Annotated in this window: 18 protein-coding genes, 2 tRNA genes, 2 rRNA genes and 1 pseudogene; 16 read left to right on the top strand and 7 right to left on the bottom strand. The window is 60.8% G+C overall.

Features of this window, described 5'->3' with window-relative positions; all coding sequences use genetic code 11:
* Positions 1 to 53: 53 nt before the first annotated feature.
* A complete protein-coding gene (locus ACPZMI_RS21020) occupies positions 54 to 2,225 on the bottom strand; it encodes a hypothetical protein (protein ID WP_426352983.1) in 2,172 nt (723 codons plus the stop codon).
* 195 nt (positions 2,226 to 2,420) lie between these two features.
* Between ACPZMI_RS21020 and ACPZMI_RS21015 the strand changes: the two genes are divergently transcribed.
* Positions 2,421 to 3,308 carry an NAD(P)-dependent oxidoreductase gene (locus ACPZMI_RS21015; RefSeq protein WP_426352982.1) on the top strand — a complete coding sequence of 296 codons (888 nt, stop codon included), beginning with the start codon at positions 2,421 to 2,423 and terminating at the stop codon, positions 3,306 to 3,308.
* On the opposite strand, the gene ACPZMI_RS21010 is transcribed toward ACPZMI_RS21015, so the two are convergent.
* Positions 3,208 to 5,472, bottom strand: coding sequence for a putative bifunctional diguanylate cyclase/phosphodiesterase (locus ACPZMI_RS21010; protein ID WP_426352981.1), 2,265 nt, complete (start codon positions 5,470 to 5,472; stop codon positions 3,208 to 3,210). The two genes, ACPZMI_RS21015 and ACPZMI_RS21010, sit on opposite strands and share 101 nt — an antisense overlap.
* A gap of 250 nt (positions 5,473 to 5,722) precedes the next feature.
* A complete protein-coding gene (gene rapA, locus ACPZMI_RS21005; protein WP_426352980.1) occupies positions 5,723 to 8,569 on the bottom strand; it encodes an RNA polymerase-associated protein RapA in 2,847 nt (948 codons plus the stop codon).
* A gap of 118 nt (positions 8,570 to 8,687) precedes the next feature.
* Here rapA and ACPZMI_RS21000 point away from each other — a divergent pair, with 118 nt between their 5' ends.
* From ACPZMI_RS21000 to ACPZMI_RS20970, 7 genes are all read left to right on the top strand, one after another.
* On the top strand, positions 8,688 to 9,383 hold the full coding sequence (locus ACPZMI_RS21000; RefSeq protein WP_426352979.1) for a M949_RS01915 family surface polysaccharide biosynthesis protein: 696 nt from the start codon (positions 8,688 to 8,690) through the stop codon (positions 9,381 to 9,383).
* A gap of 110 nt (positions 9,384 to 9,493) precedes the next feature.
* Positions 9,494 to 9,832: an aspartate-semialdehyde dehydrogenase gene (locus ACPZMI_RS20995; protein ID WP_186668439.1), complete on the top strand. Its 339-nt coding sequence runs from the start codon at positions 9,494 to 9,496 to the stop codon at positions 9,830 to 9,832.
* 67 nt (positions 9,833 to 9,899) lie between these two features.
* A complete protein-coding gene (locus tag ACPZMI_RS20990; RefSeq protein WP_426352978.1) occupies positions 9,900 to 10,058 on the top strand; it encodes a hypothetical protein in 159 nt (52 codons plus the stop codon).
* Between the two features lie 133 nt (positions 10,059 to 10,191).
* Entirely contained in the window at positions 10,192 to 10,308 is a 117-nt protein-coding gene (gene ccoM, locus ACPZMI_RS20985) for a cytochrome c oxidase subunit CcoM (RefSeq protein WP_426352977.1), read from the top strand.
* Between the two features lie 161 nt (positions 10,309 to 10,469).
* The gene (locus ACPZMI_RS20980; RefSeq protein ID WP_186668435.1) at positions 10,470 to 12,458 is read left to right on the top strand and encodes an FUSC family protein; all 1,989 of its coding nucleotides are present in this window, start codon (positions 10,470 to 10,472) and stop codon (positions 12,456 to 12,458) included.
* On the top strand, positions 12,445 to 12,651 hold the full coding sequence (locus ACPZMI_RS20975; protein WP_186668433.1) for a DUF1656 domain-containing protein: 207 nt from the start codon (positions 12,445 to 12,447) through the stop codon (positions 12,649 to 12,651). The genes ACPZMI_RS20980 and ACPZMI_RS20975 overlap by 14 nt, the downstream gene beginning before the upstream one ends.
* A gap of 11 nt (positions 12,652 to 12,662) precedes the next feature.
* A complete protein-coding gene (locus ACPZMI_RS20970; protein WP_186668431.1) occupies positions 12,663 to 13,532 on the top strand; it encodes an efflux RND transporter periplasmic adaptor subunit in 870 nt (289 codons plus the stop codon).
* Between the two features lie 45 nt (positions 13,533 to 13,577).
* Here ACPZMI_RS20970 and ACPZMI_RS20965 read toward each other — a convergent pair whose 3' ends face one another.
* A complete protein-coding gene (locus ACPZMI_RS20965; RefSeq protein ID WP_186720752.1) occupies positions 13,578 to 14,306 on the bottom strand; it encodes an SDR family oxidoreductase in 729 nt (242 codons plus the stop codon).
* Between the two features lie 101 nt (positions 14,307 to 14,407).
* On the opposite strand from ACPZMI_RS20965, the gene ACPZMI_RS20960 reads away from it, so the two are divergent.
* On the top strand, positions 14,408 to 15,196 hold the full coding sequence (locus tag ACPZMI_RS20960) for a LysR family transcriptional regulator (protein WP_186710881.1): 789 nt from the start codon (positions 14,408 to 14,410) through the stop codon (positions 15,194 to 15,196).
* Here the strand turns inward: ACPZMI_RS20960 and ACPZMI_RS20955 are convergent.
* Positions 15,193 to 15,443: pseudogene (locus ACPZMI_RS20955) on the bottom strand (SDR family oxidoreductase); the annotation flags it as partial. The gene ACPZMI_RS20960 and the pseudogene ACPZMI_RS20955 sit on opposite strands and share 4 nt — an antisense overlap.
* A 17-nt stretch (positions 15,444 to 15,460) precedes the next feature.
* Between ACPZMI_RS20955 and ACPZMI_RS20950 the strand changes: the two are divergent.
* A complete protein-coding gene (locus tag ACPZMI_RS20950) occupies positions 15,461 to 15,583 on the top strand; it encodes a hypothetical protein (RefSeq protein WP_426352976.1) in 123 nt (40 codons plus the stop codon).
* A gap of 125 nt (positions 15,584 to 15,708) precedes the next feature.
* Positions 15,709 to 16,029, top strand: coding sequence for a DUF2025 family protein (locus tag ACPZMI_RS20945; protein WP_186668425.1), 321 nt, complete (start codon positions 15,709 to 15,711; stop codon positions 16,027 to 16,029).
* 9 nt (positions 16,030 to 16,038) lie between these two features.
* Here ACPZMI_RS20945 and ACPZMI_RS20940 read toward each other — a convergent pair whose 3' ends face one another.
* Positions 16,039 to 17,115 (bottom strand): diguanylate cyclase, encoded by a 1,077-nt coding sequence (locus ACPZMI_RS20940; protein WP_186668423.1) that lies wholly within the window; start codon positions 17,113 to 17,115, stop codon positions 16,039 to 16,041.
* 128 nt (positions 17,116 to 17,243) lie between these two features.
* Between ACPZMI_RS20940 and ACPZMI_RS20935 the strand changes: the two genes are divergently transcribed.
* A complete protein-coding gene (locus ACPZMI_RS20935; protein WP_186668798.1) occupies positions 17,244 to 18,338 on the top strand; it encodes an MBL fold metallo-hydrolase in 1,095 nt (364 codons plus the stop codon).
* A 3-nt stretch (positions 18,339 to 18,341) separates the two neighbouring features.
* Here ACPZMI_RS20935 and ACPZMI_RS20930 read toward each other — a convergent pair whose 3' ends face one another.
* Positions 18,342 to 19,235 (bottom strand): formate/nitrite transporter family protein, encoded by an 894-nt coding sequence (locus ACPZMI_RS20930; RefSeq protein WP_426352975.1) that lies wholly within the window; start codon positions 19,233 to 19,235, stop codon positions 18,342 to 18,344.
* Positions 19,236 to 19,690: 455 nt separating this feature from the next.
* Between ACPZMI_RS20930 and ACPZMI_RS20925 the strand changes: the two genes are divergently transcribed.
* The 4 genes from ACPZMI_RS20925 (at position 19,691) to ACPZMI_RS20910 (ending at position 24,578) form a co-directional block, all read left to right on the top strand.
* Positions 19,691 to 21,227: ribosomal RNA gene (locus ACPZMI_RS20925) — 16S ribosomal RNA — on the top strand.
* 77 nt (positions 21,228 to 21,304) lie between these two features.
* Positions 21,305 to 21,381 (top strand) — tRNA-Ile (locus ACPZMI_RS20920).
* 6 nt (positions 21,382 to 21,387) lie between these two features.
* Positions 21,388 to 21,463: transfer RNA gene (locus ACPZMI_RS20915), tRNA-Ala, on the top strand.
* A 222-nt stretch (positions 21,464 to 21,685) separates the two neighbouring features.
* Positions 21,686 to 24,578, top strand: a 23S ribosomal RNA gene (locus ACPZMI_RS20910).
* Together the 16S and 23S rRNA genes with 2 tRNA genes alongside form the textbook arrangement of a ribosomal RNA operon.
* Positions 24,579 to 24,629: the final 51 nt, after the last annotated feature.

Here is a 24,629-nt window from a genome sequence, read left to right as displayed (position 1 = left end):
CGGGCAAGTCGCAGCGGCGAACCGCCACTCCTACAGGAATCATGTGCAAGACCTCAGTAATCCACCCGCCCGGTATGGCTGTTGAGCGAAATCACCCGGGTCTTGCCGATCCGATGCCTGAAGATCTCGCGCAGGTACTTCACCGCTTTCTTCACGCATTCGCGCGACAGGCGGATGTCGTTGATCGAGACGAAGCGGCTCTTGTCGTTGATCAGCTCACGGTACTTCTTCTCGTACATCGGTTTGATCGCATACCAGTTGGTATCGAGGATCTTCGCCGGGTTCTCGAATTCGTTGAGCAGGTCGTCGATACGGTCTTCATCGAAATGCTCGCTGGTGATGAACTCCAGGATGGCGTTGTCCAGCGTGTCGTCGAAACGGTAGGGCGCGCGTGCGAAGCAGCGCTTGATGAAGGCCACGATCAGCGTCAGGAAGTCGTCCGACAGGCAGGGGCTCTTGGCGATCAGAGTGGTCAGCGACAGGTTGGCCGAGGCACCGATCACCAGCGCGTAGCGCTTGAGCGTGGTGTTGGGGAACAGGCTGTTGAGGTGGGTCTTGAGCCGGTTCAGGTCCATGTACGACAGCTTGTAGTCCTTGGGCAGCGATACGATCGATACCACCGACGAGCAGTTCTTGAAGAAATGCAGGTCGTGCAGGGCCGCTGCGTCGAAGCCCGAGGCCTGGTACTGCTCCAGTGCCGCGCGATAGCGACGCGACTCGATGGGCAGCAGGCTGATGCCCTCGATGGCCTGGGTCTGCTTGTTGAAGTGGGGCAGGTCGATGGAGCGCAAGAACAGGTCGTCGATGTCCAGGCGCGGCGATTCGCGTTCGAACACCTTGAACTTGTCCGAGCCCTGCGCGGGCGCCTCCGGCACTACCGATTCGGCATAGGCGATGGCGACCGGGCCCGCGAGGCTCATGAACAGGTCGTTGGCATCCAGGCGGATGGTTTCGCCAATGTCGATGCCGGCACGGCGGAAGTAGTTCTGGTCGTAGTCGGTGGTTACGGCCTGGGCGGTGAGGATGTTGAAAATCTGCTGAGAGATGTACTGGTTGGCATGCTTCTCCATGGCATTGACGTCGATGTTCTGGATCGTGCCGTCATCGCTCTCTTCGGCATAGCGCATGATGTCGTTGGAGATCAGCATCATTGCGTTCCAGGGGCGGATGCGCCCCATCACGCTGGCCTCGCTGCTGTCTTCGTTGTCGAAGTTGTACGAGAAGTCCCATTCTTCGGACAAATACTTGCACAGCAGGCGCCCGGCATTGATGTGCAAGGCTTCGGACATTTCGCTGCGGTGGTCGGAGGCATTGGGCAGTACGCAGATGCCGCTGGTGAAGATCGGCTCGAACACGAACGAATGCCCGCCCTTGCCGTCGTTCTCGTCGGCCGGCTTGGTGTCGAAGGTCTTGTTCATGTACGAGTACTGCTGGGCCAGGCCGAACTCCGAGGCCATCCCTGAGCCGGTCCCGCCGCCGGCGCTGAAGATGTAGAAGTACAGGCGCGATTGGTTGGCCTTGATGCCGCAGGAATCGATCAGGTAGGAGTGGATGAGTTTCCAGTCGGCGCTCGAGAAGCGCTGGGTATCCTTGTTGAGGATGATCTTGGCCAGGTACTGGCCGAGGATCGGCGCATTGCCGGCGCCACCGGCGTGCACCTCGGACAGGTCCATGATCTTCATCTTGCTGTAGTCGCGCAGGAAGCCCCCGCGCTCACCCTTGCGCGAAAAGCGGATGCGTCCTGCGATGTCCTTGTCCAGGTCGCCGAGCATCACCAAGGGCTCGACCAGAAATACCGGCTTGGCGCCCTTGTTCTGCACCAGGCGCAGGTTCTGTCGGATCCAGCGTGCAGGGCTGTAGCCGCCTTCGCTTCTGTTGCGGTCTTCGTTGTTGAATTCGTTGAGGAAGAAGGTACGTGCGTTGTACACCAGTTCCGCCACGTCAAGGGCAATGTTCGAACCGCAGCGCCCCAGGCCGATCAGGCATACCGAAGGGAACTGCTGGTCCAGACGCAATTGGCTTTCGTCTTCCGCGTGCAGGCCCTGCGGGAACACCAGGTCACGCAGGCCGTCGAGGTTGTCGAGGATGCGCTGGATATCGTTCTCGGTGAAGTACAGATATTGCGCGGGGACGTTGCGGGTGGCCTGGCCGCCACCGAGGGGCAGCGAGGTGATGCTGGTCGAGGGCTCGGGCACTGCATTGGCAGAAGTATTATTGGAGGTCATAGTGCGCCATTTGCCTGGAGTGGTGGACGGTCGGAAGATATGTCATCTAGCCATTACGTAAATCCGGCGACTGTAGCAGTGCGCCTTTTGCCCATGCGATAGGGGTTTACCCTATGGTCGATAGTGGTTTTACGCTGGCACCTGCACTGCATCGCCCGAGAGCCACGCTTCTTTAATCCTTGCCTGGAGTCATTCATGAGTACTGCATTGCCTTCCCTGGGGTTTGCCGGCATCGGTCTGATGGGGCTGCCGATGTGCCGTCGCCTGCTGGCTGCCGGCTATCCGCTGACCGTGTGGAACCGTAGCCCGCAGAAGTGCGCCGAATTGGTCGCCGCCGGGGCACGTCTGGCCGAGAGCCCGGCAGCGTTGTGCCGTGACACTGAGATCGTGCTGCTGTGCCTGGCCGACACGGGCGTAGTACGTGAGGTGGTGTTCGGCGAGCAAGGCATCGCCCAAGGCGGTCGCAGTGGCCAGTTACTGGTGGATTTCTCCAGCCTTGAGCCAACCGCCACCCGCGAGATGGCCGCGGAACTTGCGGCGCTGTGCGGCATGGCCTGGCTAGACGCACCAGTGTCCGGCGGTACGCCGGGCGCCGAGGCGGGAACCCTGGCGATCATGGTGGGTGGTGACGTTGCAGACCTGGCGCGCGTACGCCCGGTGTTGCTGACCCTCGGCCAGCGCGTGACGCACATGGGGGCGGTTGGCGCCGGCCAGGTGACCAAGGCCTGCAACCAGATGATCGTTGCTTGTAATGCCCTGGTGATTGCCGAAGTGGTGGCCCTGGCCGAACGTTCAGGGGTGGATGCCAGCCTGATCGCCGAAGCACTCTCCGGTGGGTTCGCCGACTCTCGGCCGCTGCAGATCCTCGCGCCGCAGATGGCGCAAAGCTGCTACACCCCGGTCAAATGGCATGTGCGCACCTTGCTCAAGGACCTCGACACTGCGGTGAAGTTTTCCCGCGAGCAGGGTTCGGCAACGCCGATCAGTGGCCTCGCCGCGCAACTGATGCGCCTGCACGGCAGCCAGGGGCATCTGCAAAACGATCCGGCGACCCTTGTAGAGCTGTTCCGCGCTCGGGAGTGAAGTCGCTGTCCAGATTGTCGAGGCGTTCCAGCACTGGCTGCAGGTCGGTCAGCGGGACTGGACGGCTGAGCAGGTAGCCCTGAAGGAAGTCGCAGCCTTGGGCGGCGAGAAACGCGCGTTGTTCGTCGGTCTCCACGCCCTCGGTGACGACCTGCAGGTGCAGGGTATGGGCCATGATGATGATGGCCTGGACGATCTCACGGTCTTGCTGGCTGCCCGGCACATCCTGGATGAACGAACGGTCGATCTTCAGCACGTCCAGGGGAAGGCGCTTGAGGTAGGCCAGCGATGAATAGCCGGTGCCGAAGTCGTCGATCGACAGGGCCACGCCCTGGGCGCGAATGCGTTTTAGCAGGTTGATGGTGCGGTGGATATCGCCCATCAAGGCGTTTTCGGTGACTTCCAGTTCCAGTTGGCGAGCCGCCACACCGGCCTGGAACAAGGCCATCTCCACCTCGCTGGCCAGTTCCTCGCGCCCCAGCGTCACCGCGGAGCAGTTCACCGTGACCTTGAGATGTCCGTAGCCAAGGCGGTTGAGTTCGGCGAGGTCTTCGCAGGCGCGGCGCAGTACCCACAGGTCGAGTTCGGCGATCAGGCCATTGGCTTCGGCAATCCCGATGAAGCGGTCGGGGCCGAGCAGGCCATGCTGCGGGTGCTGCCAGCGTACCAACGCTTCCAGCTTGGCGACCCGTGTGCTGTGCAGGTCGAAGATCGGCTGGTAATGCACGCGCAGTCCGCTCTCTTCGAGCAGCGCCACGCGCAGTTCCTCTTCCAGTTGCAACTCGAGCGTGGCGCGGGTCTTCAGGCTGCTGTTGAAGAAATTCAGGTTGTTGCGCCCGCCGCCCTTGGACTGGTACAGCGCCAGGTCGGCATTCTTCAGCAACTCCTCAACGCTGCGCCCGTCGTCGGGAAAGATGCTGATGCCGATGCTGGTGGTCATGACCATGCGTCGCCCGCCCAGGTCGATCGGCTCCTTCATGCGTTGCATGATGCGTTGCGCCAGGTGGCGGGCCTCGTCGCGGTTGTGCAGGCTGGTGACGATGCAGAACTCATCGCCGCCAAAGCGTGCCACCACATCCTGGGAGCGGGTCGCCGCCTTGATGTGCCCGGCGATCACCTTGAGCAGTTCGTCGCCGGCAGCGTGCCCGAGGCTGTCGTTGATGCGTTTGAAGTGGTCGATGTCGAGGAACATCACGGCCAGCATGCCTTCGCTCGCGGTCTGCTCGGCCAGGCGTTCGGCAAAGACCTGGTTGAAGCCGCGGCGATTGACCAGGTTGGTCAGGGCATCGTAGTGGGCGGCCTGTTGCAGCGAAGCCCGGGCCTGATCGAGCTGGCTCAGCAGTACGTTGACCCGACGCAGATCATGTTCCTTGCTTTGCAGTTTCTTGTCGGCCAGGGCCGCGCTGATGCTGCTGCCACTGATCAGCAGGGTGATGAACGCGATGGTCAGCCCCAACTGCAGGCTGTTGTTGGCTGAGGGCAGTTGCAGGGGCATGTTGTCTGGGATCACCAGCGACAGTGCAGCCATGCCGGTGAAATGGGTAAGGACGATGCCCGCCGCCATCATCAGGCTGGCGCCGTATTTCATCACCAGGTGCAGGGTCCCGCTGCCACTGCGAAAATGCCGGGCCATCAGCAGCGCCACCAGGCTGGTGACAGTGGCGATGCCCAACGAGGTGAGCAGCAGTGGGGTCTGGTAGTACTGCAGGGCGCTGGTCTGCAGCGCGGCCATGCCGACGTAATGCATCACGGTAATGCCGAGGCCGATCGCCAGTGCGGCCTGCAGGTAATGACGCCACTGCATCACCGTGCGATCGAGGCTGTTCATCGCCAGCCACGCGGCGAGCAGGGCGATGATCAGCGAAAGGGCGGTCAGCGGCATGTCGTAGTGCACTTCAAGTGGCGCCTGGAACGCCAGCAGGCTGATGAAGTGCATGGCCCAGATACCGCTGGCCAGGCAGCAGGCACCGAGGATCCGCCATTGGCGGCGGGCGTTGAGCGCCTCGCTGTGACTTTGCCGCTCGGCCATGTCCAGGGTGGCGAAGCATGCAGCGCAGGCCACCAGGTAGGCGAGCATGACCAGGAAAGGGTTATGACGGCAGTCGAGGATGATTTGTCCGGTCGCCGGAAGCTCGGCGAACAATTGAAGTCCCAGCCACTCCATTGCCTGTCTCTTCGTCGAGTTTGCACTCGTCTCCTAACAGCGTGGTGGAGACCGTTGAAACCCGAGTATAGGAAAGGGAAACTAGGCCTTCCTGATTAATGGCAATTTGATCTCTACCATTTGGACATGGAGTCGATAGCGGAAGGTTATAAAAAGGGTGGGGCGACCTGGATTCTGATGTCGTCTCTTCCGCGGGCAAGCCCGCTCCTGCAGCTGCAGGAGCAGGCGAGCGAAAGGGGCCGCAGTTCTATCAGCCGGCCACCAGCACGCGAATCGCTTCCAGACGCAGCGCGGCCTTGTCGAGCATTGCCAGGCCTTCTTCGCGCTGCTTGCGCAGGGCGTCGATCTCGCTGTCACGCACGCTCGGGTTGACGGCCTTGAGCGCCGTCAGGCGCGCCAGCTCTTCGTCGGCTTCAGCCGCCAGGCGGCGCTGCGCGTCGGCGACACGCTCGTCGTGCACTGGCAGTACCTTCGCCTCGCCAGCGGTGATGCGCTTGGCCAATACATCGCGCTGGGCCTGGATGAACTTGTTGGCGCTGGCCTTGGGCACGCTCTCGAGCTGGTCGTTGAGGGTTTCGAAGGCAACCCGCGGCGCCAGGTCGTTGCCGTTGGTATCGAGCAGGCAGCGCAAGGCGGCCGATGGCAGGTAGCGACCCAGTTGCAGGCTGCGTGGCGCCACCACTTCGCTGACATAGAGCAGTTCGAGCAGCACGGTGCCAGGCTTGAGCGCCTTGTTCTTGATCAGCGCCACCGCGGTGTTGCCCATCGAACCGGACAGCACCAGGTCCATGCCGCCCTGGACCATCGGGTGCTCCCAGGTCAGGAACTGCATGTCCTCTCGCGACAGGGCCTGGCCACGGTCGTAGGTGATGGTCACGCCTTCGTCGTCGCCCAGCGGGAAGCTGGCGTCGAGCATTTTCTCGCTGGGCTTGAGCACCAGCGCGTTTTCCGAATGGTCTTCGCTGTCGATGCCGAAGGCGTCGAACAGGGTTTCCATATAGATAGGCAGGGCGAACTGGTCGTCTTGCTCGAGAATCGCCTCGACCAGTGCCTCGCCTTCGCCGGCGCCGCCGGAGTTGAGCTCCAGCAGACGGTCACGGCCGCTGTGCAGCTCGGCCTCCAGGCGCTCGCGCTCGCCGCGGGCCTCGGCAACCAGGGCGCTCCAGGCCGCATTGTCGCCGCCGACCAGTTGCGCCAGCAGGCGTGGGCCGAACTGGTGCTGCAGGGCGTTACCGGTCGGGCAGGTGTTGAGGAAGGCATTCAGGCCTTCGTGGTACCACTGGAACAGGCGCTCTTGCGGGCTGTCCTGCAGGTACGGGATGTGCAGCTGGATCGTGTGTTTCTGACCGATCCGGTCGAGACGGCCGATGCGTTGCTCGAGCAGGTCCGGGTGCGCCGGCAGGTCGAACATCACCAGGTGGTGGGCGAACTGGAAGTTGCGGCCTTCACTGCCGATCTCCGAGCAGATCAGCACCTGCGCGCCAAATTCTTCGTCGGCGAAATAAGCAGCGGCGCGGTCACGCTCGAGGATGCTCATGCCCTCATGGAAAACCGTGGCGGGGATGCCGGAGCGCACGCGCAGAGCGTCTTCCAGGTCCATGGCGGTTTCGGCGTGGGCGCAGATCACCAGCACCTTGGTGCGCTTGAGCATCTTCAGGGTGTCGATCAGCCAGTCGACCCGTGGGTCGAAGCGCCACCAGCGTTCGTCGTCGCTGACTTCACCCTGGGCCTGGAAGGCCACTTCCGGGTACAGCTCGGCACGCTCGCCGGCAGGCAGCGCGCTGTACGGCTCGGGGTTGGCGAGCGGGTAGGGGTGCAGTTGGCGCTCGGGGAAGCCCTGGATCGCGGCGCGGGTGTTGCGGAACAGCACGCGGCCGGTGCCATGGCGGTCGAGCAATTCGCGGATCAGGCGTGCGCTGGCCTGGCTGTCACCATCGCTGACTGCGGCCAGCAGGGCTTCGCCCTCGGCGCCGAGGAAATTGTGAATGGTGGCGTGCGCCTTGGGCGACAGGCGGCCTTCGTCGAGCAGTTCCTGCACGGCTTCGGCTACCGGGCGATAGTGCTCGCTCTCGGCGCGGAAGGCGGCCAGGTCGTGGAAACGGTTGGGGTCGAGCAGGCGCAGGCGGGCGAAATGGCTGTCCTGGCCGAGCTGCTCGGGGGTGGCAGTGAGCAGCAGCACGCCAGCAATGACCTGGGCCAGTTGCTCGACCAGCGCGTATTCGGCGCTGGCCTGTTCCTCGTGCCAGACCAGGTGGTGGGCTTCGTCGACCACCATCAGGTCCCAGCCGGCGGCGAACAGTGCGTCCTGGGCCTTTTCATCGTCGACCAGCCATTCCAGCGCCACCAGCGCCAGTTGGGCATCTTCGAACGGGTTGCTGGCATCGCTCTCGATGAAGCGTTCGGCGTCGAACAGTGCCACCTGCAGGTTGAAGCGCCGGCGCATTTCCACCAGCCACTGGTGCTGAAGGTTTTCCGGGACCAGGATCAGCACACGGCTGGCACGGCCCGTCAGCAGTTGGCGGTGGATGACCAGGCCCGCCTCGATGGTCTTGCCCAGGCCCACTTCGTCGGCCAGCAATACCCGCGGGGCGATACGGTCGGCGACTTCACGGGCAATGTGCAACTGGTGGGCGATCGGCTGGGCGCGGCAGCCGCCCAGGCCCCAGAGCGTGGAGAGCATCTGCTTGCTGCTGTGCTGCAGCGTGTTGTAGCGCAGCGAGAACCACGACAGCGGGTCGATCTGCCCGGCGAACAGACGGTCGCTGGCCAGACGGAACTGGATGAAGTTCGACAGTTGCGTCTCAGGCAGGGTACGCGCCTCGTTCTGCCCGTCCAGGCCATGGTAGACCAGCAGGCCGTCGACATCCTCGACCTCGCGCACGGTCAGCTTCCAGCCATCGAAGTGAGTGATCTGGTCTCCCGGCGAGAAGCGCACGCGGGTCAGCGGCGCGTTGCGTAGCGAGTACTGGCGGGTATCGCCAGTGGCCGGATAGAGCACGGTCAGCAGGCGGCCATCCTGCGCCAGGATGGTTCCCAGGCCGAGCTCGGCTTCGCTGTCGCTGATCCAGCGTTGCCCCGGTTGATACTGCTGCGCCATACTGCCTGAACTCCCGCGATGAAAAAGCGCACTATCTTAACGGATAGGCCCGGCGGACCAAAGCGTTCAGCCACTTCATCGACGAATACCCTTTAGTCAACGAGGGCCTCGCGCCAACATGCCTGTCACGCACCGCTGGTTGAACCTCTCCCTGGCCGTGGGCAGCCTGGCGCTGCTCGCGGCCTGTGACCAGAAGAAGTTCGAGATCCTCGCGCCGATCCCGGTCGAGCAACTGGAAGTCCTGGGCGTGCAGACACCGCTCAAGAGCGTGCATTTCCACGACCGCGAGGGCGAAGGCCTGCTGGTGCTCAGCCGTGTCGACGGCCAGGCGACCGATGCCGAGAGCGAACAGGAAGTCGACAAGGTCGTTCTCAAGGCCACGCTCTATGGGCGTGCGAGCGAAAGCGAGGCGTTCAAGCCACGCTGGCAGATCGACCAGGAAACGACCTGTCCCGGGCTGGACCTGGATGTCGATTTCTATACCGATGTCAGCGACGTCACCGACCTGAACAAGGATGGTGTCGCCGAAGTCACCGTGGCCAGCCACGCCTTCTGCGGCGGCGGCATCGACCCGCACGACATCAGCATCGAAATGCGCGAAGGCCAGGCGATCTACAGCATCAGTGGTCAGTCGCAGATCAGCCCGGCGGGCGAGGAGCCCATCGGCGGCGAGCGCGAGGACAGTGCGTCGCTCAAGAGTGCGCCGCAGGTGCTGCGCGAGCACATGGACGCGGTCTGGCAGCAGGTCTACAAGAGGCCCTGGAGCGAGACCAGCCAGCCCGCGGACGACGATCCCGACGACGAAGGCGAGTGATCGCGGTCTATACTTTGCAAACGGTATTGTGACCAGCCGCACAAACCCTTGCCCATGTGCTCAAGGCGCACCGTGACTGGCCGACACAGTGGCTACAGGAGAACCGACTCATGCTGCCGCCGATCATCCCGCTCAGTGCCGTGCCCGTGACCTCGCAACAAGACCCCGTCAAGCAGACCCCCAATATTCCTCCGGTGGTTCCGGCCCAGCCTGCCTCCAGTGATGGCACCATCGACCTCAAGCAGCAGCGCGACCCGCAGGATGAGGCCTATCGGCTGCGCGAAGAGCAGCGCCGCCAGCAGCAACGTCGCCAGCAACGCCGACAGGACGAGCAGGAAGAGCTCTACAGCGCCATGCCTGGCGATGAACTCAATGCCGACAACACCGTGCCGGTGGCGCCGCTGGGTGAGCGGCCGCGCCAGGGGCTGCTGGTGGATATCGAAGTCTGAGGCGGGGCTGTTCAGCGTCGCCATCAGGCTTCATCATGGGCGCATCCGCTGTCAGTCGAGCCCGCCCATGAGCCAAGACAACCTGATCGACTTCGGCGCCGAGCGCGCCAAACGTATCCACGACATCAAGGACAAGCGCCTGGATGAAATGCGCCAGGCCTTCGAGCAGGCCATGCCGTTGGCGAAAAGCAAGAAGAAAAGCAAAAGCAAGCCCAAGAAACGCTGAAAACTGATGCAGGTCAAACCTGCGCCCCCTCTTGTGCCCGGTCCCGGGCCCTATTGACCCTGGTCAATTTCTCCTCCCCGCATATTCGTTACCTTGCACACATCGGACAACGGCAACGAATCGGGAGGCCGACATGTTCTTCGACAACGTGGTGTTCGCCGGTGTGGTGACAGTCGGGTTGATGTTGACGTTCTTTGCCGGTCTGGGACTTTTCATCTGGAAGGATGCGAACAAGCGCAAATCGCGCTGATTCTTCCGGGTATACGAGCACGCAAGGCATTTAGGGCGACTTCGGTCGCCTATTTTTTTGCCTTTTTAAAAGATGATTAGCTAGCTAATTAGTTGATTGCATTTTATTCTTCCATCCGTTGTCTATCTTTCTACTCAATATCCCCCCGCAAGGTCCGCTTCGTGCCCATCACCCTCCAGGCCCTGTTCGCACCCACCAGCCCTGCTCTGAAGTTCGCCATCAAGACCCTGCTGGGCGGTGGACTGGCGCTGTGGCTGGCGCTGCGCTGGGGGTTGGAGCAACCCGCCTGGGCCTTGATGACTGCGTTCATCGTCGCCCAGCCGCTGTCGGGCATGGTGGTGCAGAAGGGCCTGGCGCGACTGGCCGGCACCTTGGTCGGTACGTTCATGTCGGTGGTGTTCATTGGCCTGTTCGCCCAGACCCCGTGGTTGTTCCTGCTGACCCTGGCCTTGTGGCTGGCCCTCTGTACCGCCGCTTCAACCCAATTGCGCAGTGCCTGGGCCTATGCCTTCGTGCTGGCCGGCTATACCGCAGCGATCATCGCGTTGCCGGCAATCGACCATCCCTTGCAGGTGTTCGACCAAGCGGTGGCGCGCTGCACCGAAATCTGCCTGGGCATCGTTTGCGCCACGGCCACCAGCGCGCTGATCTGGCCCATGCGCGTCGAGCAGCAACTCGGCGGCCAGGCGAGGCAGGCCTGGCAGAACGGCATGCAGACCGCCAGCGCCATGCTCGGCGGCGAAGACGAAGCGCGCCAGGGCTTGCTGGATATCCTTGGACGCATCGTCGCCATCGACGCTCAGCGTGAACATGCCTGGTTCGAAGGCAGTCGTGGTCGCCAGCGGGCCCGGGCGATCCGTGGCCTGAGCCAGAAGCTGATGGTGCTGCTGCGCATCTCGCGTTCGGTGCGTCGTCAGTGGCGTCAGCTTGACGAACATCAAGCGGCGCACCTGGCGCCTTGGCTCGAGGAGGTTCGGACCCAGTTGGCCAGCCCCGACCAACCCAGCCTTCTGTTGTTGCGCCAGCGCGTCTGGGACGCTGCTCACGATGAACAGATCAGCCCCGCCGAGCATTTCTGCCTGGCGCGCCTGGCCTTGCTGCTGGATTTCGCCATGGCCGCCACCCAGGCGTTGCTCGATGTGGAGGAGGGGCGAACGCCCAAGGATGTATCGCTGGGCCTGGCGGCGCATCGCGACTTGCCGCTGGCGCTGCTGTTCGGCTCGCGCAGTGCGTTGGCGTTTCTGGTCATGAGCAGTTTCTGGCTGGCCACGGCCTGGCCCTCGGCCCCCGGAGGCCTGGTGCTGACCTGCGTGGTCTGCAGCCTGTTCGCCAGCCGCGAGAACGGCGCACAGATCGGCTTGAGCTTTTTGCGTGGCATCTTGCTGGCGATTCCGGCGGCGTTTTTCGTCGGGCAGATCCTGTTGCCGCAATGGAGCAGTTTCGCCTTGCTGTGTCTGGGCATGGGCGTGCCGCTGTTCTTCGGTGCGCTGGGCATGGCCCATCCGCGCACGGGGCCGACGGCGACCTCGTACTGCCTGCATTTCATCGTGCTGGTGGCACCCCTCAACGCCATGCACTTCGACGTGGCCAGCATGCTCAACAGCGCCCAGGCCATGCTCATTGGTGTGGGGGCGGCGGTACTGGCGTTTCGCTTGGTCGTGCTGCGTAATCCGAAGTGGCTGGGGCGGCGCCTGAGGGCCGCCACCCAGAGCGACCTGGTTCGCCTGACCCATCGCGACCTGCGGGGTGCTGACAGTTGGTTCGGTGGACGCATGGCCGATCGCCTGATGCAGTTGGCCCGTCATGCCAGCGAGTTGCCCGAGGCCGAGCGCAAGCGTTGGGACGATGGCTTGCATGGCTTGGACATCGGTGACGAGCTGGTGCACCTGCGCATGTGCCTGGCGGTAGCCCAGGTGCCGCTGGCCGGTGCCGAGCGCCAGTATCTGCAGCAACTGGAGGCGGTTCTGGCCAGTGGCCCTGCGCCTGGGCGCGGCCAGCGTCTGGATGCCGCCAGCGAACAGTTCATCGAGGCCCTGCGCCGCCAGCCGTCGAGCGACCCGCTGCGCCTGGCCATCGGCGCGGTCCTGCAATTGCAGAAGAGCTGGGGCAAGTGGTGCCGTTGGCAGGAGGAAGTCCATGGGGTTGCGTGAGTGGGCGCTGGGCGGCGTATTGCTCAGCCCGTTTCTGATCTATGTGCTGATGGCGTTGGCGCTTACCGGCCTGTTGCGCCTGGTGGTGCAGGCGACGCCGCTAGGACGCTGGATCTGGCATGAAGCGCTGTTCGATGCGGCGTTGTTCGTCTGTGTGCTGTCGTTGGTGGTACATCTGTTGGGACCTTTGTAAGGAGTCAGTCCATGCGTACAGCGGTACGTACCCTGGTCACCCTGTGCGTGGTGGCCATTGCCGTGTTTGCCGGGTATCACCTCTGGCAGTACTACATGCTCACCCCCTGGACCCGCGATGCGCGGGTGCGGGCCGATGTGGTGGTGATCGCCCCGGACGTGTCCGGCTGGGTGCGCGAACTGCGGGTACACGACAACCAGCCGGTGAAGGCCGGCGATGTGTTGATGACCATCGACCACGAGCGCTTCCAGGCCGCTTTCGACCAGGCCAGTGCCGTGGCTGAAACCCGCACCCAGCAGTTGCGCCTGCGTGAGCGCGAAGCGGCCCGACGCACGGCCCTGGGTCCGGAGGCGATCAGCGCCGAGCTGCGCGAGAACGCCCAGATCAACGCCGCAATCGCCCGTGGGGAACTGCACGAGGCGCAAGCGCAACTTCAAGTGGCGAAGATCAACCTGGCCCGCAGTGAAGTGCGCGCGCCGCGCAGCGGCCACATCACCAACCTGCGGCTGGCCCAGGGCAACTATGTCAATACCGGGCAATCGGTAATGGCGCTGGTGGACGAGTCGACCTTCTATATCCAGGCCTATTTCGAGGAAACCAAGCTGCCGCGCATACGTGTCGGCGATCCGGTGAAGGTCTGGCTGATGGGCGCAGGGGAGGCCATGCATGGGCATGTGGAGAGCATCAGCCGGGGCATCACCGACCGCAACTCGACGCCGGATGGACAGTTGTTGCCGGAGGTGGAACCGACCTTCAACTGGGTGAGGCTGGCGCAACGGATCCCGGTGCGAATCAGGCTGGACGAGATTCCTGCAGGGGTGAACCTCAGTGCCGGGATGACGGCGAGTGTGCAGGTGCGGGAGGATGAGGTGCAGCGCTGAACAAGCCCCCACAGGCACCCGGGTACCTGTGGGAGTGTTTGCCGATCAGGGTTGCTGGGCAGTGGCCGCCAGGACGATCTCGCGGATGCACACATACTGCGGCTGCTGGTACGCCCAGACGATCGCGCCGGCCACATCCTCGGCCTTGAGCACTACACCGCCCATGTCATTGGCTTTCCACGACTCGTAGTCGCGCTTGATGCCCTCGTCGGTGGTGTGGCCGAGCAGCTCGGTCTCGACCGCGCCCGGCGCGATGGTGACGACACGCACGTTGTGTGGCGCCAACTCTTCGCGCAGGTTTTCCGACAGGCCATGCACGGCGAACTTGGTGCCGACGTAGGCGACATGGTTGGGGAAGGTCTTGCGCCCGGCGACGGAGCTGACGTTGATCAGGGTGCCGGCGCGGCGTGCGACCATGCCGCTGGCCAGGGCATGCACGCCGTTTAGCAGGCCCTTGACGTTGATGTCGATCATCCGGTCCCACTGCTCGGGATCCTGCTCGTGCACCTGGCCCAGCAGCATCACGCCGGCATTGTTCACCAGCGCGTCGGCCGGGCCGTACAAGGCTTCGGCTTCGTTCACGGCCGCGACCAGCGCAGCACGGTCGCGAATGTCCACGGCGCGGCACAGGCAGTTGGGCAAGGCCAATGCTTCGAGACGTTCCAGGCGACGAGCGATCAGCAGCAGCGGGTGACCTGCGGCCGAAAATTGCTGAGCCGTGGCGGCGCCGATACCGGAGCTGGCGCCGGTGATGATGATCAGAGGTTTGTTCATGAGCGCCTCCTAGGCATAATCGTTTTCGATGGCCAGGATTGTAGGCGTCGATCCTGGCCATGAAAAACGGCTTATTCCTCTGGCTGGTATCGGTTCTATCTATGGATATTCGTCATCTCAAGGCGTTCATCGCCGTGTTCGAAGAACGCAACATCACCTTGGCCGCCCAGCGCCTGTGCGTGGCCCAGCCGACATTGTCGGTGACCATCCGGCAACTCGAAGACGACCTCGGCGTCAGTCTGTTCCTGCGCCAGGCCCGCGGGGTGGACGTCAGCGAGCAGGCGCGGGCGCTGTATCCCCAGGCGTGCCGCATGGTCGCGGAAGCCGAGGCGCTGCGCCTGCGCTTTCGCCAGGAGCAGGAGCGTGTCCCGCTCGCGCTGGGTATCGAGGCCGATATTGCTCCGGCCCAGGTCGAAGCATGCGTGCGTCTTGCGGCTCAGGCCGTGCCCGGGCTGCAATTGACGTTGCTGGACGGTTGCGAGGGCGATGCGCGGCTGGCCGATGAAGCCGAGCGCTGTGAGGATGAGCTCTTCCTGGCGCTGTGGGAAGAGTCGTTTGTCCTGGTCATGGCCACCGGCAGCCAGGCCGACGGTCGCTGGATCACCTGCCCGCAGCACCCTTCGCACCAGCGCCTGATGGGGCTGTATGGCGAGGGTGAGCAGGTGGCACAGGCCGGATCGTTGCAACTGGCGTTGGCGCTGGTCGCCGCCGGAATGGGCGCGGCCTGGTTGCCACAGTCGCTGGTCGAGCGCCACCCGGGGGTCTACTGGCAACCAGGGCCCGGCCCGGCGCTGCGGCGTCGGGTCGGGTTGTGCTACGCCGCCCAGGCTTTGGCCATTCCTGCCTTGGCCAGCTTGCAGCAGGTGCTGAGCGGCAGCAGCCTGGGTTAGAGGAGCATGCCGTCGGAGACTTCCAGGCGCTGCCCGGTTATCCAGCCATTACCGTCCTCAAGCAGCAGAGCGATGGCTGCGCCGATATCGTCGGGCAGGCCGGCGCGGCCCAGGGCAGTATTGCTGGCCACGAAGGCGTTGACCTGCGGATTGTCACGTATGGTGCCACCAAAATCGGTCTCGATGGCGCCCGGATGCCGCGCTAGACACCCAACTCCTTGGCCTGGTAGCGGGTGAGCACCTCCATGTCGGCGGGCCCGGGCCATGCGAGTGACGATGCTGTACCTGCGCCAGCGGCATGTTCCGCGCCGGGTACAGGCGTTCATGGGATGGATGGAGGCGCTGTTGACCGATCAGCTCGATCCGGCGGTATCCGGCGCTCGCTGAAAAACCTTGGCGAAGGCGGCGCAGGTTGCGTTAGTCTGCGCAACAAACGATCTGCGCGTTGCCCGACAGAGGCAACCGTTCCCGCCCGGCGTGCGTTCCTTCCGATTTCATTGCGAGGTAGCGTCATGGCCATTACATCCCAGGATATCTGCACAGCTGCTGAGCAGCTCAACGGCTTCGTCGGTTTTCATGGCAAGCGTGGCACGCATATCGTGCGCTTTTCCGAGGACGCATTCGGTATGGATGTCGCGGATGCGAGCATTACACCCTGCAGCGAGTTCGTCTGGCGTCCCGAGTCGGGGCAGCGCATGGCGCTCTGCCGTGAGCGCCTGGCACTGTTGGTGCAGCAGCATGTGGACGATCGTCTGAACATTGGCGAGCCGCTGCGGATCTATCTGCGCCGCATCGACCTGCCGGAGATCGTCGCCGAGCGAAGCCTGCGCTGAGCCTGCGGTTCAGTCGGGGTAGGCCAGCTTGAGAGGGCCAGCCTCGCTGCGAGCGACGTTGACCTGGTTGCGACCTTGATGCTTGGCGGTATAGAGCGCCTTGTCGGCGTCTTCAAGCCACTGCTCGGGCGTCTTCAGCCCAGGATGATAGGCCGAGAGGCCTATGCTCAGGCTGATGCGCAATTCCGGCAGTTGTGGGTTGCGATAGGCGCCGACCTGTTCACGCAGGCGCTCCATCGCAACACCGGCCTGGATCTGGTCGGTGGCAGGCAGGATCAGGCAGAACTCGTCACCGCCGTAGCGCCCGGCCAGGTCATCTTCGCGCAGGATGCGCTTGAGCTCATGGCTCAGTTGGCGCAGCACGCAATCACCGACCACGTGGCCGAAGGTGTCGTTGATGGTCTTGAAATGGTCGATATCGATCAGGGCGATGACGGCCGGGGCCTGCTGTTGCTGGCAGATCTGAAACCTCAGCAGCAGCAAGTCTTTCCATGAGCCGTGGTTGAGCAGCCCGGTGAGGCTGTCGGTGCGGCTCAAGGCGCTCAGTCGACGCTTGTGGTCGGCCAGCTTGATCGCCAACTGGTAGCAGACCCATCCGAGCGCCAGCGGGTAGAGCGTCAGCATTGGCAGGCAGGCATAGACCTGCAATGTCGTGGCTTGCAGTTGCAGGCCGGGGCCGAACAGCGCCATGGCCAGCAGCATGCCTGCCAGTTGCGCCAGCAACCCGCGCAGCACCAGGCGCTTGCCGCCTGCGGCGACGTTGTTCATGGTCATCATCGACAGGATGGTCACGGTCGGCAACGGATTGAAATGAATGGCCGCGGCCCAGAAGCCGCCGCTCAACGAATCGAGCAACAGGTTGCGCTGTTCGGCGCGGTAGGGCGCAGGGGAGCGGATCGCCCATTGATAAGCCAGGTGGGGCCAGGCCAGACCGTTGAGCAGCATCAGCAGCCACGCCCAGGTGGGCGGGTGCAGCGGGGCAAGTGCCGCCATGACGCTGAACAGGCCGATGCCCATGCCGATGGTACGCGGCAGGTAGATGCGTCTGACGAATGAGAGCCCCTTGCCGCTTCTGTTGTCGATCATGTCTATCGTTCTTTTTCTGCAGAAGCCGTTTATCGCATAAGTTGCATGAATATTGTTGAACAATGATTCATGGCGGAAAAATGACCTTACAAGCCAATTCACGGTTGATCCGATCATTGTGAGGTAGCATGAAGCCTATCTTCCTCCTCGGAGTGCTCCTGCTGATGGCCCCCATGGCTTCCCTCGCCGGCGAGCCGGCACCTTACAGAGATGGGCGTTTCCACAATCAGGCCGAGCTGCCCAAGGATGGCGTGCTCAAGAAGTTGCGCATCGGTCTCAAGTACCTGCTGCTGCGCAAGCCTCCCGAAACACGACCTGCCACTCCCCCGAGCCTGCAGCCGATGACCCGCCAGCAGGTACTCGATGCTCCCGACCACAGTCTCTGGCGTCTGGGGCACTCCACTGTACTGCTGAAACTGCGTGGACATTTCTTTATTACAGACCCGGTGTTTGCCGATCGCGCCTCGCCGGTGCAATGGGCCGGCCCGCTGCGCTTCCACGCTTCGCCGCTGGCGATCGACCAGTTGCCGCCGCTGGCTGCAGTCATTCTGTCCCACGATCACTTCGATCATCTCGATGAGTCGGCCATACGTCAGTTGGCGCCAAGCACCGGCCAGTTTCTTGCGCCGCTGGGCGTGGGCGACCGTTTGGTCGATTGGGGAGTGCCGAGCGACAAGGTGCGTCAACTGGATTGGTGGCAGGAAACCGAAGTTGCAGGCGTGCGCTTCGTCGCCACACCCGCGCAGCATTTCTCGGGGCGCGGCCTGTTCGACAGCAACAGCACCTTGTGGGCGTCGTGGGTAGTGATCGATGAAGGGCTGCGACTGTTCTTCAGTGGAGATACTGGATATTTCGAGGGCTTTCGTGAAATCGGCGAGCGCTTCGGACCCTTCGATCTGACACTGATGGAGACCGGCGCCTACAACCTGGCCTGGCCCAATGTGCATATGCAGCCTGAGCAGAGTTTGCAAGCGCACCTCGATCTGCGCGGGCGCTGGATGCTGCCGATCCACAATGGAACCTTCGATCTGTCCCTGCACAGCTGGCAGGAGCCGTTCGAGCGCATCGTCGCGCTCGCCGCGCAGGCCCAGGTTCCGTTGAGCACGCCACAGATGGGCGAGCGCGTCAGTCTCGATTCGCCCCATGCCGGGCAGAACTGGTGGCAGCCCAGGCCTTTGCGTCAGCGAGGCGACAGCACTGAGCGTGCAGTGGCGGTGCGCTGAGTATCAGCTTTCACGGCCCTTCTTTATTGGCGACTCTTGTTCATCATCCAGCAGCTTCGACGGCGGCTTGCCGCTGTCGCTGCGTACCTGGGCGTGGCTGATGAGGGCGAAGATGAAGCTGCCACCGATGATGTTGCCGGCCAGGGTCGGCAGGGCGAACTCCAGCCAGAAGCTGCGCCAGGTCTGCTCTCCGGCCCAGACCAGATAAGACACTTCTACCGAGCCGACGACGATATGGGTGAAGTCGCCCAGGGCCATCAAGTAGGTGATCATCAGGATGATCCAGATCTTGGCGTGTTCCATGGACGGGATCATCCAGACCATGGTCGCGATCATCCAGCCCGAGACGATGCCCTTGGCGAACATCTGGCTCGGATCGTTTTGCATCACCTTGCGCCCGATTTCGAGGAAGGCCACATCTGTCTTGCTGTCGAAGATCGGCAGCTCGAGCATCACCCACGCCACCAGCAAGGTGCCGGCGAGATTGCCCACCAGCACCACGGTCCACAGGCGTAGCAGGCGACCGAGGTTGGCGAGCGTAGGGGAGGTCATTACCGGTAGCACGGCGGTCAGGGTGTTTTCGGTGAACAACTGCTGTCGAGCGAGAATCACGGCAAGAAAACCAGCGGCGTAGCCGAGGCTGGCGATCACCTGACTGCTGTCGTTGTCTGGCAGGCGTGCATAGAACAGCCCCATGGCCATCAGCGACAGGCCCATGGTCAGGCCGGCAGCCAGTGCCGACCACCACAGGGCCGCGAGGGTGCGCTCCAGTTCCTGATCGCCCTGGGCGCGGATGATCTCGTGCAGTACTGCCGCGCGGGGTGGCTGGTTATGGCTGACTTCCTGCTCTTCATCTGCCGACAGGCCTGGTGTTTTCTCGTTCTGCGCTTTGCTCATCGTGGTGCGCTCCAGGGGGGGGTTCTCTACAGATCGATTGCGCTCGGATTAGTTGCCAGTGAGCTCCTGGGGGCAGATAAAAGTTTTTTTGGATCAAAGTGTTGACTGTGATTTCAAACCACGTATTATTCGCCTCCTCGCAGCGATGAACGCAGCGGGACAGTCGGTAAGTCGTTGACGTTGAAGGCTTTTGAAAGAAAGCGGTTTGAAAAAACTTCAAAATAAACGCTTGACAGGCAATGAGGAAAGCGTAGAATGCGCGCCTCGGTTGAGACGAAAAGCTCTTAACCAAACGCTCTTTAACAAATCGAATCAAGCAATTCGTGTGGGTGCTTGTGAGTATGGACTGATAGTCGCCAAGATTATCAGCATCACAAGTGGCCATGCGAGAAATCACATAGTCATTTGAGATTGCTGAGCCAAGTTTAGGGTTTCTTAAAAACCCAAGCAGTATTGAACTGAAGAGTTTGATCATGGCTCAGATTGAACGCTGGCGGCAGGCCTAACACATGCAAGTCGAGCGGATGACGGGAGCTTGCTCCTTGATTCAGCGGCGGACGGGTGAGTAATGCCTAGGAATCTGCCTGGTAGTGGGGGACAACGTTTCGAAAGGAACGCTAATACCGCATACGTCCTACGGGAGAAAGCAGGGGACCTTCGGGCCTTGCGCTATCAGATGAGCCTAGGTCGGATTAGCTAGTTGGTGAGGTAATGGCTCACCAAGGCGACGATCCGTAACTGGTCTGAGAGGATGATCAGTCACACTGGAACTGAGACACGGTCCAGACTCCTACGGGAGGCAGCAGTGGGGAATATTGGACAATGGGCGAAAGCCTGATCCAGCCATGCCGCGTGTGTGAAGAAGGTCTTCGGATTGTAAAGCACTTTAAGTTGGGAGGAAGGGCAGTAAGTTAATACCTTGCTGTTTTGACGTTACCGACAGAATAAGCACCGGCTAACTCTGTGCCAGCAGCCGCGGTAATACAGAGGGTGCAAGCGTTAATCGGAATTACTGGGCGTAAAGCGCGCGTAGGTGGTTCGTTAAGTTGGATGTGAAAGCCCCGGGCTCAACCTGGGAACTGCATCCAAAACTGGCGAGCTAGAGTATGGTAGAGGGTGGTGGAATTTCCTGTGTAGCGGTGAAATGCGTAGATATAGGAAGGAACACCAGTGGCGAAGGCGACCACCTGGACTGATACTGACACTGAGGTGCGAAAGCGTGGGGAGCAAACAGGATTAGATACCCTGGTAGTCCACGCCGTAAACGATGTCAACTAGCCGTTGGAATCCTTGAGATTTTAGTGGCGCAGCTAACGCATTAAGTTGACCGCCTGGGGAGTACGGCCGCAAGGTTAAAACTCAAATGAATTGACGGGGGCCCGCACAAGCGGTGGAGCATGTGGTTTAATTCGAAGCAACGCGAAGAACCTTACCAGGCCTTGACATGCAGAGAACTTTCCAGAGATGGATTGGTGCCTTCGGGAACTCTGACACAGGTGCTGCATGGCTGTCGTCAGCTCGTGTCGTGAGATGTTGGGTTAAGTCCCGTAACGAGCGCAACCCTTGTCCTTAGTTACCAGCACGTTATGGTGGGCACTCTAAGGAGACTGCCGGTGACAAACCGGAGGAAGGTGGGGATGACGTCAAGTCATCATGGCCCTTACGGCCTGGGCTACACACGTGCTACAATGGTCGGTACAGAGGGTTGCCAAGCCGCGAGGTGGAGCTAATCTCACAAAACCGATCGTAGTCCGGATCGCAGTCTGCAACTCGACTGCGTGAAGTCGGAATCGCTAGTAATCGCGAATCAGAATGTCGCGGTGAATACGTTCCCGGGCCTTGTACACACCGCCCGTCACACCATGGGAGTGGGTTGCACCAGAAGTAGCTAGTCTAACCTTCGGGAGGACGGTTACCACGGTGTGATTCATGACTGGGGTGAAGTCGTAACAAGGTAGCCGTAGGGGAACCTGCGGCTGGATCACCTCCTTAATCGAAGACATCAGCCTGCTGATGAGCTCCCACACGAATTGCTTGATTCATTGTCGAAGACGATCAAGACCCTATATAGGTCTGTAGCTCAGTTGGTTAGAGCGCACCCCTGATAAGGGTGAGGTCGGCAGTTCAAATCTGCCCAGACCTACCAATATGCGGGGCCATAGCTCAGCTGGGAGAGCGCCTGCCTTGCACGCAGGAGGTCAGCGGTTCGATCCCGCTTGGCTCCACCACTTACGCTGTACCTTGATCAGAACCTAGAAATGAGCATTCGGTGATGAATGTTGATTTCTGGCTTTTGTCAGATCGTTCTTTAAAAATTCGGATATGTGATAGAAATAGACTGAATGCCAGTTTCACTGCTGGTAGTTCAGGCTAAGGTAAAATTTGTGAGTTCTCACGAATTTTCGGCGAATGTCGTCTTCACAGTATAACCAGATTGCTTGGGGTTATATGGTCAAGTGAAGAAGCGCATACGGTGGATGCCTTGGCAGTCAGAGGCGATGAAAGACGTGGTAGCCTGCGATAAGCTTTGGGGAGTCGGCAAACAGACTGTGATCCAGAGATCTCTGAATGGGGGAACCCACTCAGCACAAGCTGAGTATCTTGTACTGAATACATAGGTGCAAGAGGCGAACCAGGGGAACTGAAACATCTAAGTACCCTGAGGAAAAGAAATCAACCGAGATTCCCTTAGTAGTGGCGAGCGAACGGGGACCAGCCCTTAAGTTGATTTGAGATTAGTGGAACGCTCTGGAAAGTGCGGCCATAGTGGGTGATAGCCCCGTACACGAAAGTCTCTTTTCAATGAAATCGAGTAGGACGGAGCACGAGAAACTTTGTCTGAACATGGGGGGACCATCCTCCAAGGCTAAATACTACTGACTGACCGATAGTGAACCAGTACCGTGAGGGAAAGGCGAAAAGAACCCCGGAGAGGGGAGTGAAATAGAACCTGAAACCGTATGCGTACAAGCAGTGGGAGCCTACTTTGTTAGGTGACTGCGTACCTTTTGTATAATGGGTCAGCGACTTATATTCAGTGGCGAGCTTAACCGAATAGGGGAGGCGTAGCGAAAGCGAGTCTTAATAGGGCGCTTTAGTCGCTGGGTATAGACCCGAAACCGGGCGATCTATCCATGGGCAGGTTGAAGGTTAGGTAACACTGACTGGAGGACCGAACCGACTACCGTTGAAAAGTTAGCGGATGACCTGTGGATCGGAGTGAAAGGCTAATCAAGCTCGGAGATAGCTGGTTCTCCTCGAAAGCTATTTAGGTAGCGCCTCATGTATCACTGCTGGGGGTAGAGCACTGTTTCGGCTAGGGGGTCATCCCGACTTACCAAACCGATGCAAACTCCGAATACCAGCAAGTGCCGAGCATGGGAGACACACGGCGGGTGCTAACGTCCGTCGTGAAAAGGGAAACAACCCAGACCGTCAGCTAAGGTCCCAAAGTCATGGTTAAGTGGGAAACGATGTGGGAAGGCTTAGACAGCTAGGAGGTTGGCTTAGAAGCAGCCACCCTTTAAAGAAAGCGTAATAGCTCACTAGTCGAGTCGGCCTGCGCGGAAGATGTAACGGGGCTCAAACCATGCACCGAAGCTACGGGTATCACCTCTGGTGATGCGGTAGAGGAGCGTTCTGTAAGCCTGTGAAGGTGAGTTGAGAAGCTTGCTGGAGGTATCAGAAGTGCGAATGCTGACATGAGTAACGACAATGCGAGTGAAAAACTCGCACGCCGAAAGACCAAGGTTTCCTGCGCAACGTTAATCGACGCAGGGTTAGTCGGTCCCTAAGGCGAGGCTGAAAAGCGTAGTCGATGGAAAACAGGTTAATATTCCTGTACTTCCAGTTATTGCGATGGAGGGACGGAGAAGGTTAGGCCAGCCTGGCGTTGGTTGTCCAGGTTTAAGGTGGTAGGCTGAAATCTTAGGCAAATCCGGGATTTCAAGGCCGAGAGCTGATGACGAGCGCTCTTTAGAGTGCGAAGTGGTTGATACCATGCTTCCAAGAAAAGCTCCTAAGCTTCAGATAACTGGGAACCGTACCCCAAACCGACACAGGTGGTTAGGTAGAGAATACCAAGGCGCTTGAGAGAACTCGGGTGAAGGAACTAGGCAAAATGGCACCGTAACTTCGGGAGAAGGTGCGCCGGCGAGGGTGAAGGACTTGCTCCGTAAGCCCATGCCGGTCGAAGATACCAGGCCGCTGCGACTGTTTATTAAAAACACAGCACTCTGCAAACACGAAAGTGGACGTATAGGGTGTGACGCCTGCCCGGTGCCGGAAGGTTAATTGATGGGGTTAGCGCAAGCGAAGCTCTTGATCGAAGCCCCGGTAAACGGCGGCCGTAACTATAACGGTCCTAAGGTAGCGAAATTCCTTGTCGGGTAAGTTCCGACCTGCACGAATGGCGTAACGATGGCGGCGCTGTCTCCACCCGAGACTCAGTGAAATTGAAATCGCTGTGAAGATGCAGTGTATCCGCGGCTAGACGGAAAGACCCCGTGAACCTTTACTATAGCTTTGCACTGGACTTTGAGCTTGCTTGTGTAGGATAGGTGGGAGGCTTTGAAGTGGGGACGCCAGTTCTCATGGAGCCATCCTTGAAATACCACCCTGGCAACCTTGAGGTTCTAACTCAGGTCCGTGATCCGGATCGAGGACAGTGTATGGTGGGTAGTTTGACTGGGGCGGTCTCCTCCCAAAGAGTAACGGAGGAGTACGAAGGTGCGCTCAGACCGGTCGGAAATCGGTCGTAGAGTATAAAGGCAAAAGCGCGCTTGACTGCGAGACACACACGTCGAGCAGGTACGAAAGTAGGTCTTAGTGATCCGGTGGTTCTGTATGGAAGGGCCATCGCTCAACGGATAAAAGGTACTCCGGGGATAACAGGCTGATACCGCCCAAGAGTTCATATCGACGGCGGTGTTTGGCACCTCGATGTCGGCTCATCACATCCTGGGGCTGAAGCCGGTCCCAAGGGTATGGCTGTTCGCCATTTAAAGTGGTACGCGAGCTGGGTTTAGAACGTCGTGAGACAGTTCGGTCCCTATCTGCCGTGGACGTTTGAGATTTGAGAGGGGCTGCTCCTAGTACGAGAGGACCGGAGTGGACGAACCTCTGGTGTTCCGGTTGTCACGCCAGTGGCATTGCCGGGTAGCTATGTTCGGAAGAGATAACCGCTGAAAGCATCTAAGCGGGAAACTTGCCTCAAGATGAGATCTCACTGGGATCTTGAATCCCCTGAAGGGCCGTCGAAGACTACGACGTTGATAGGTTGGGTGTGTAAGCGCTGTGAGGCGTTGAGCTAACCAATACTAATTGCCCGTGAGGCTTGACCATATAACACCCAAGCAATTTGCTGTGCAGATTGCGGTGGTGAAGACGAAACGA

Source organism: Pseudomonas wayambapalatensis, assembly GCF_049942315.1.
In the GTDB taxonomy this organism is placed as follows: Bacteria; Pseudomonadota; Gammaproteobacteria; order Pseudomonadales; family Pseudomonadaceae; genus Aquipseudomonas; species Aquipseudomonas wayambapalatensis.
Note: the sequence above shows the minus strand (reverse complement) of the source record. Positions and strands in the feature narration are given on the sequence as shown.

What these genes read in the sequence shown, in the direction of transcription:
- ACPZMI_RS21020 (WP_426352983.1), bottom strand. Translation starts at nt 2,225, where the DNA reads ATGACCTCCAATAATACTTCTGCCAATGCAGTGCCCGAGCCCTCGACC.
- ACPZMI_RS21015 (WP_426352982.1), top strand. Translation starts at nt 2,421, where the DNA reads ATGAGTACTGCATTGCCTTCCCTGGGGTTTGCCGGCATCGGTCTGATG.
- ACPZMI_RS21010 (WP_426352981.1), bottom strand. Translation starts at nt 5,472, where the DNA reads ATGGAGTGGCTGGGACTTCAATTGTTCGCCGAGCTTCCGGCGACCGGA.
- rapA (WP_426352980.1), bottom strand. Translation starts at nt 8,569, where the DNA reads ATGGCGCAGCAGTATCAACCGGGGCAACGCTGGATCAGCGACAGCGAA.
- ACPZMI_RS21000 (WP_426352979.1), top strand. Translation starts at nt 8,688, where the DNA reads ATGCCTGTCACGCACCGCTGGTTGAACCTCTCCCTGGCCGTGGGCAGC.
- ACPZMI_RS20995 (WP_186668439.1), top strand. Translation starts at nt 9,494, where the DNA reads ATGCTGCCGCCGATCATCCCGCTCAGTGCCGTGCCCGTGACCTCGCAA.
- ACPZMI_RS20990 (WP_426352978.1), top strand. Translation starts at nt 9,900, where the DNA reads ATGAGCCAAGACAACCTGATCGACTTCGGCGCCGAGCGCGCCAAACGT.
- ccoM (WP_426352977.1), top strand. Translation starts at nt 10,192, where the DNA reads ATGTTCTTCGACAACGTGGTGTTCGCCGGTGTGGTGACAGTCGGGTTG.
- ACPZMI_RS20975 (WP_186668433.1), top strand. Translation starts at nt 12,445, where the DNA reads ATGGGGTTGCGTGAGTGGGCGCTGGGCGGCGTATTGCTCAGCCCGTTT.
- ACPZMI_RS20970 (WP_186668431.1), top strand. Translation starts at nt 12,663, where the DNA reads ATGCGTACAGCGGTACGTACCCTGGTCACCCTGTGCGTGGTGGCCATT.
- ACPZMI_RS20965 (WP_186720752.1), bottom strand. Translation starts at nt 14,306, where the DNA reads ATGAACAAACCTCTGATCATCATCACCGGCGCCAGCTCCGGTATCGGC.
- ACPZMI_RS20960 (WP_186710881.1), top strand. Translation starts at nt 14,408, where the DNA reads ATGGATATTCGTCATCTCAAGGCGTTCATCGCCGTGTTCGAAGAACGC.
- ACPZMI_RS20950 (WP_426352976.1), top strand. Translation starts at nt 15,461, where the DNA reads ATGCGAGTGACGATGCTGTACCTGCGCCAGCGGCATGTTCCGCGCCGG.
- ACPZMI_RS20945 (WP_186668425.1), top strand. Translation starts at nt 15,709, where the DNA reads ATGGCCATTACATCCCAGGATATCTGCACAGCTGCTGAGCAGCTCAAC.
- ACPZMI_RS20940 (WP_186668423.1), bottom strand. Translation starts at nt 17,115, where the DNA reads ATGATCGACAACAGAAGCGGCAAGGGGCTCTCATTCGTCAGACGCATC.
- ACPZMI_RS20935 (WP_186668798.1), top strand. Translation starts at nt 17,244, where the DNA reads ATGAAGCCTATCTTCCTCCTCGGAGTGCTCCTGCTGATGGCCCCCATG.
- ACPZMI_RS20930 (WP_426352975.1), bottom strand. Translation starts at nt 19,235, where the DNA reads ATGAGCAAAGCGCAGAACGAGAAAACACCAGGCCTGTCGGCAGATGAA.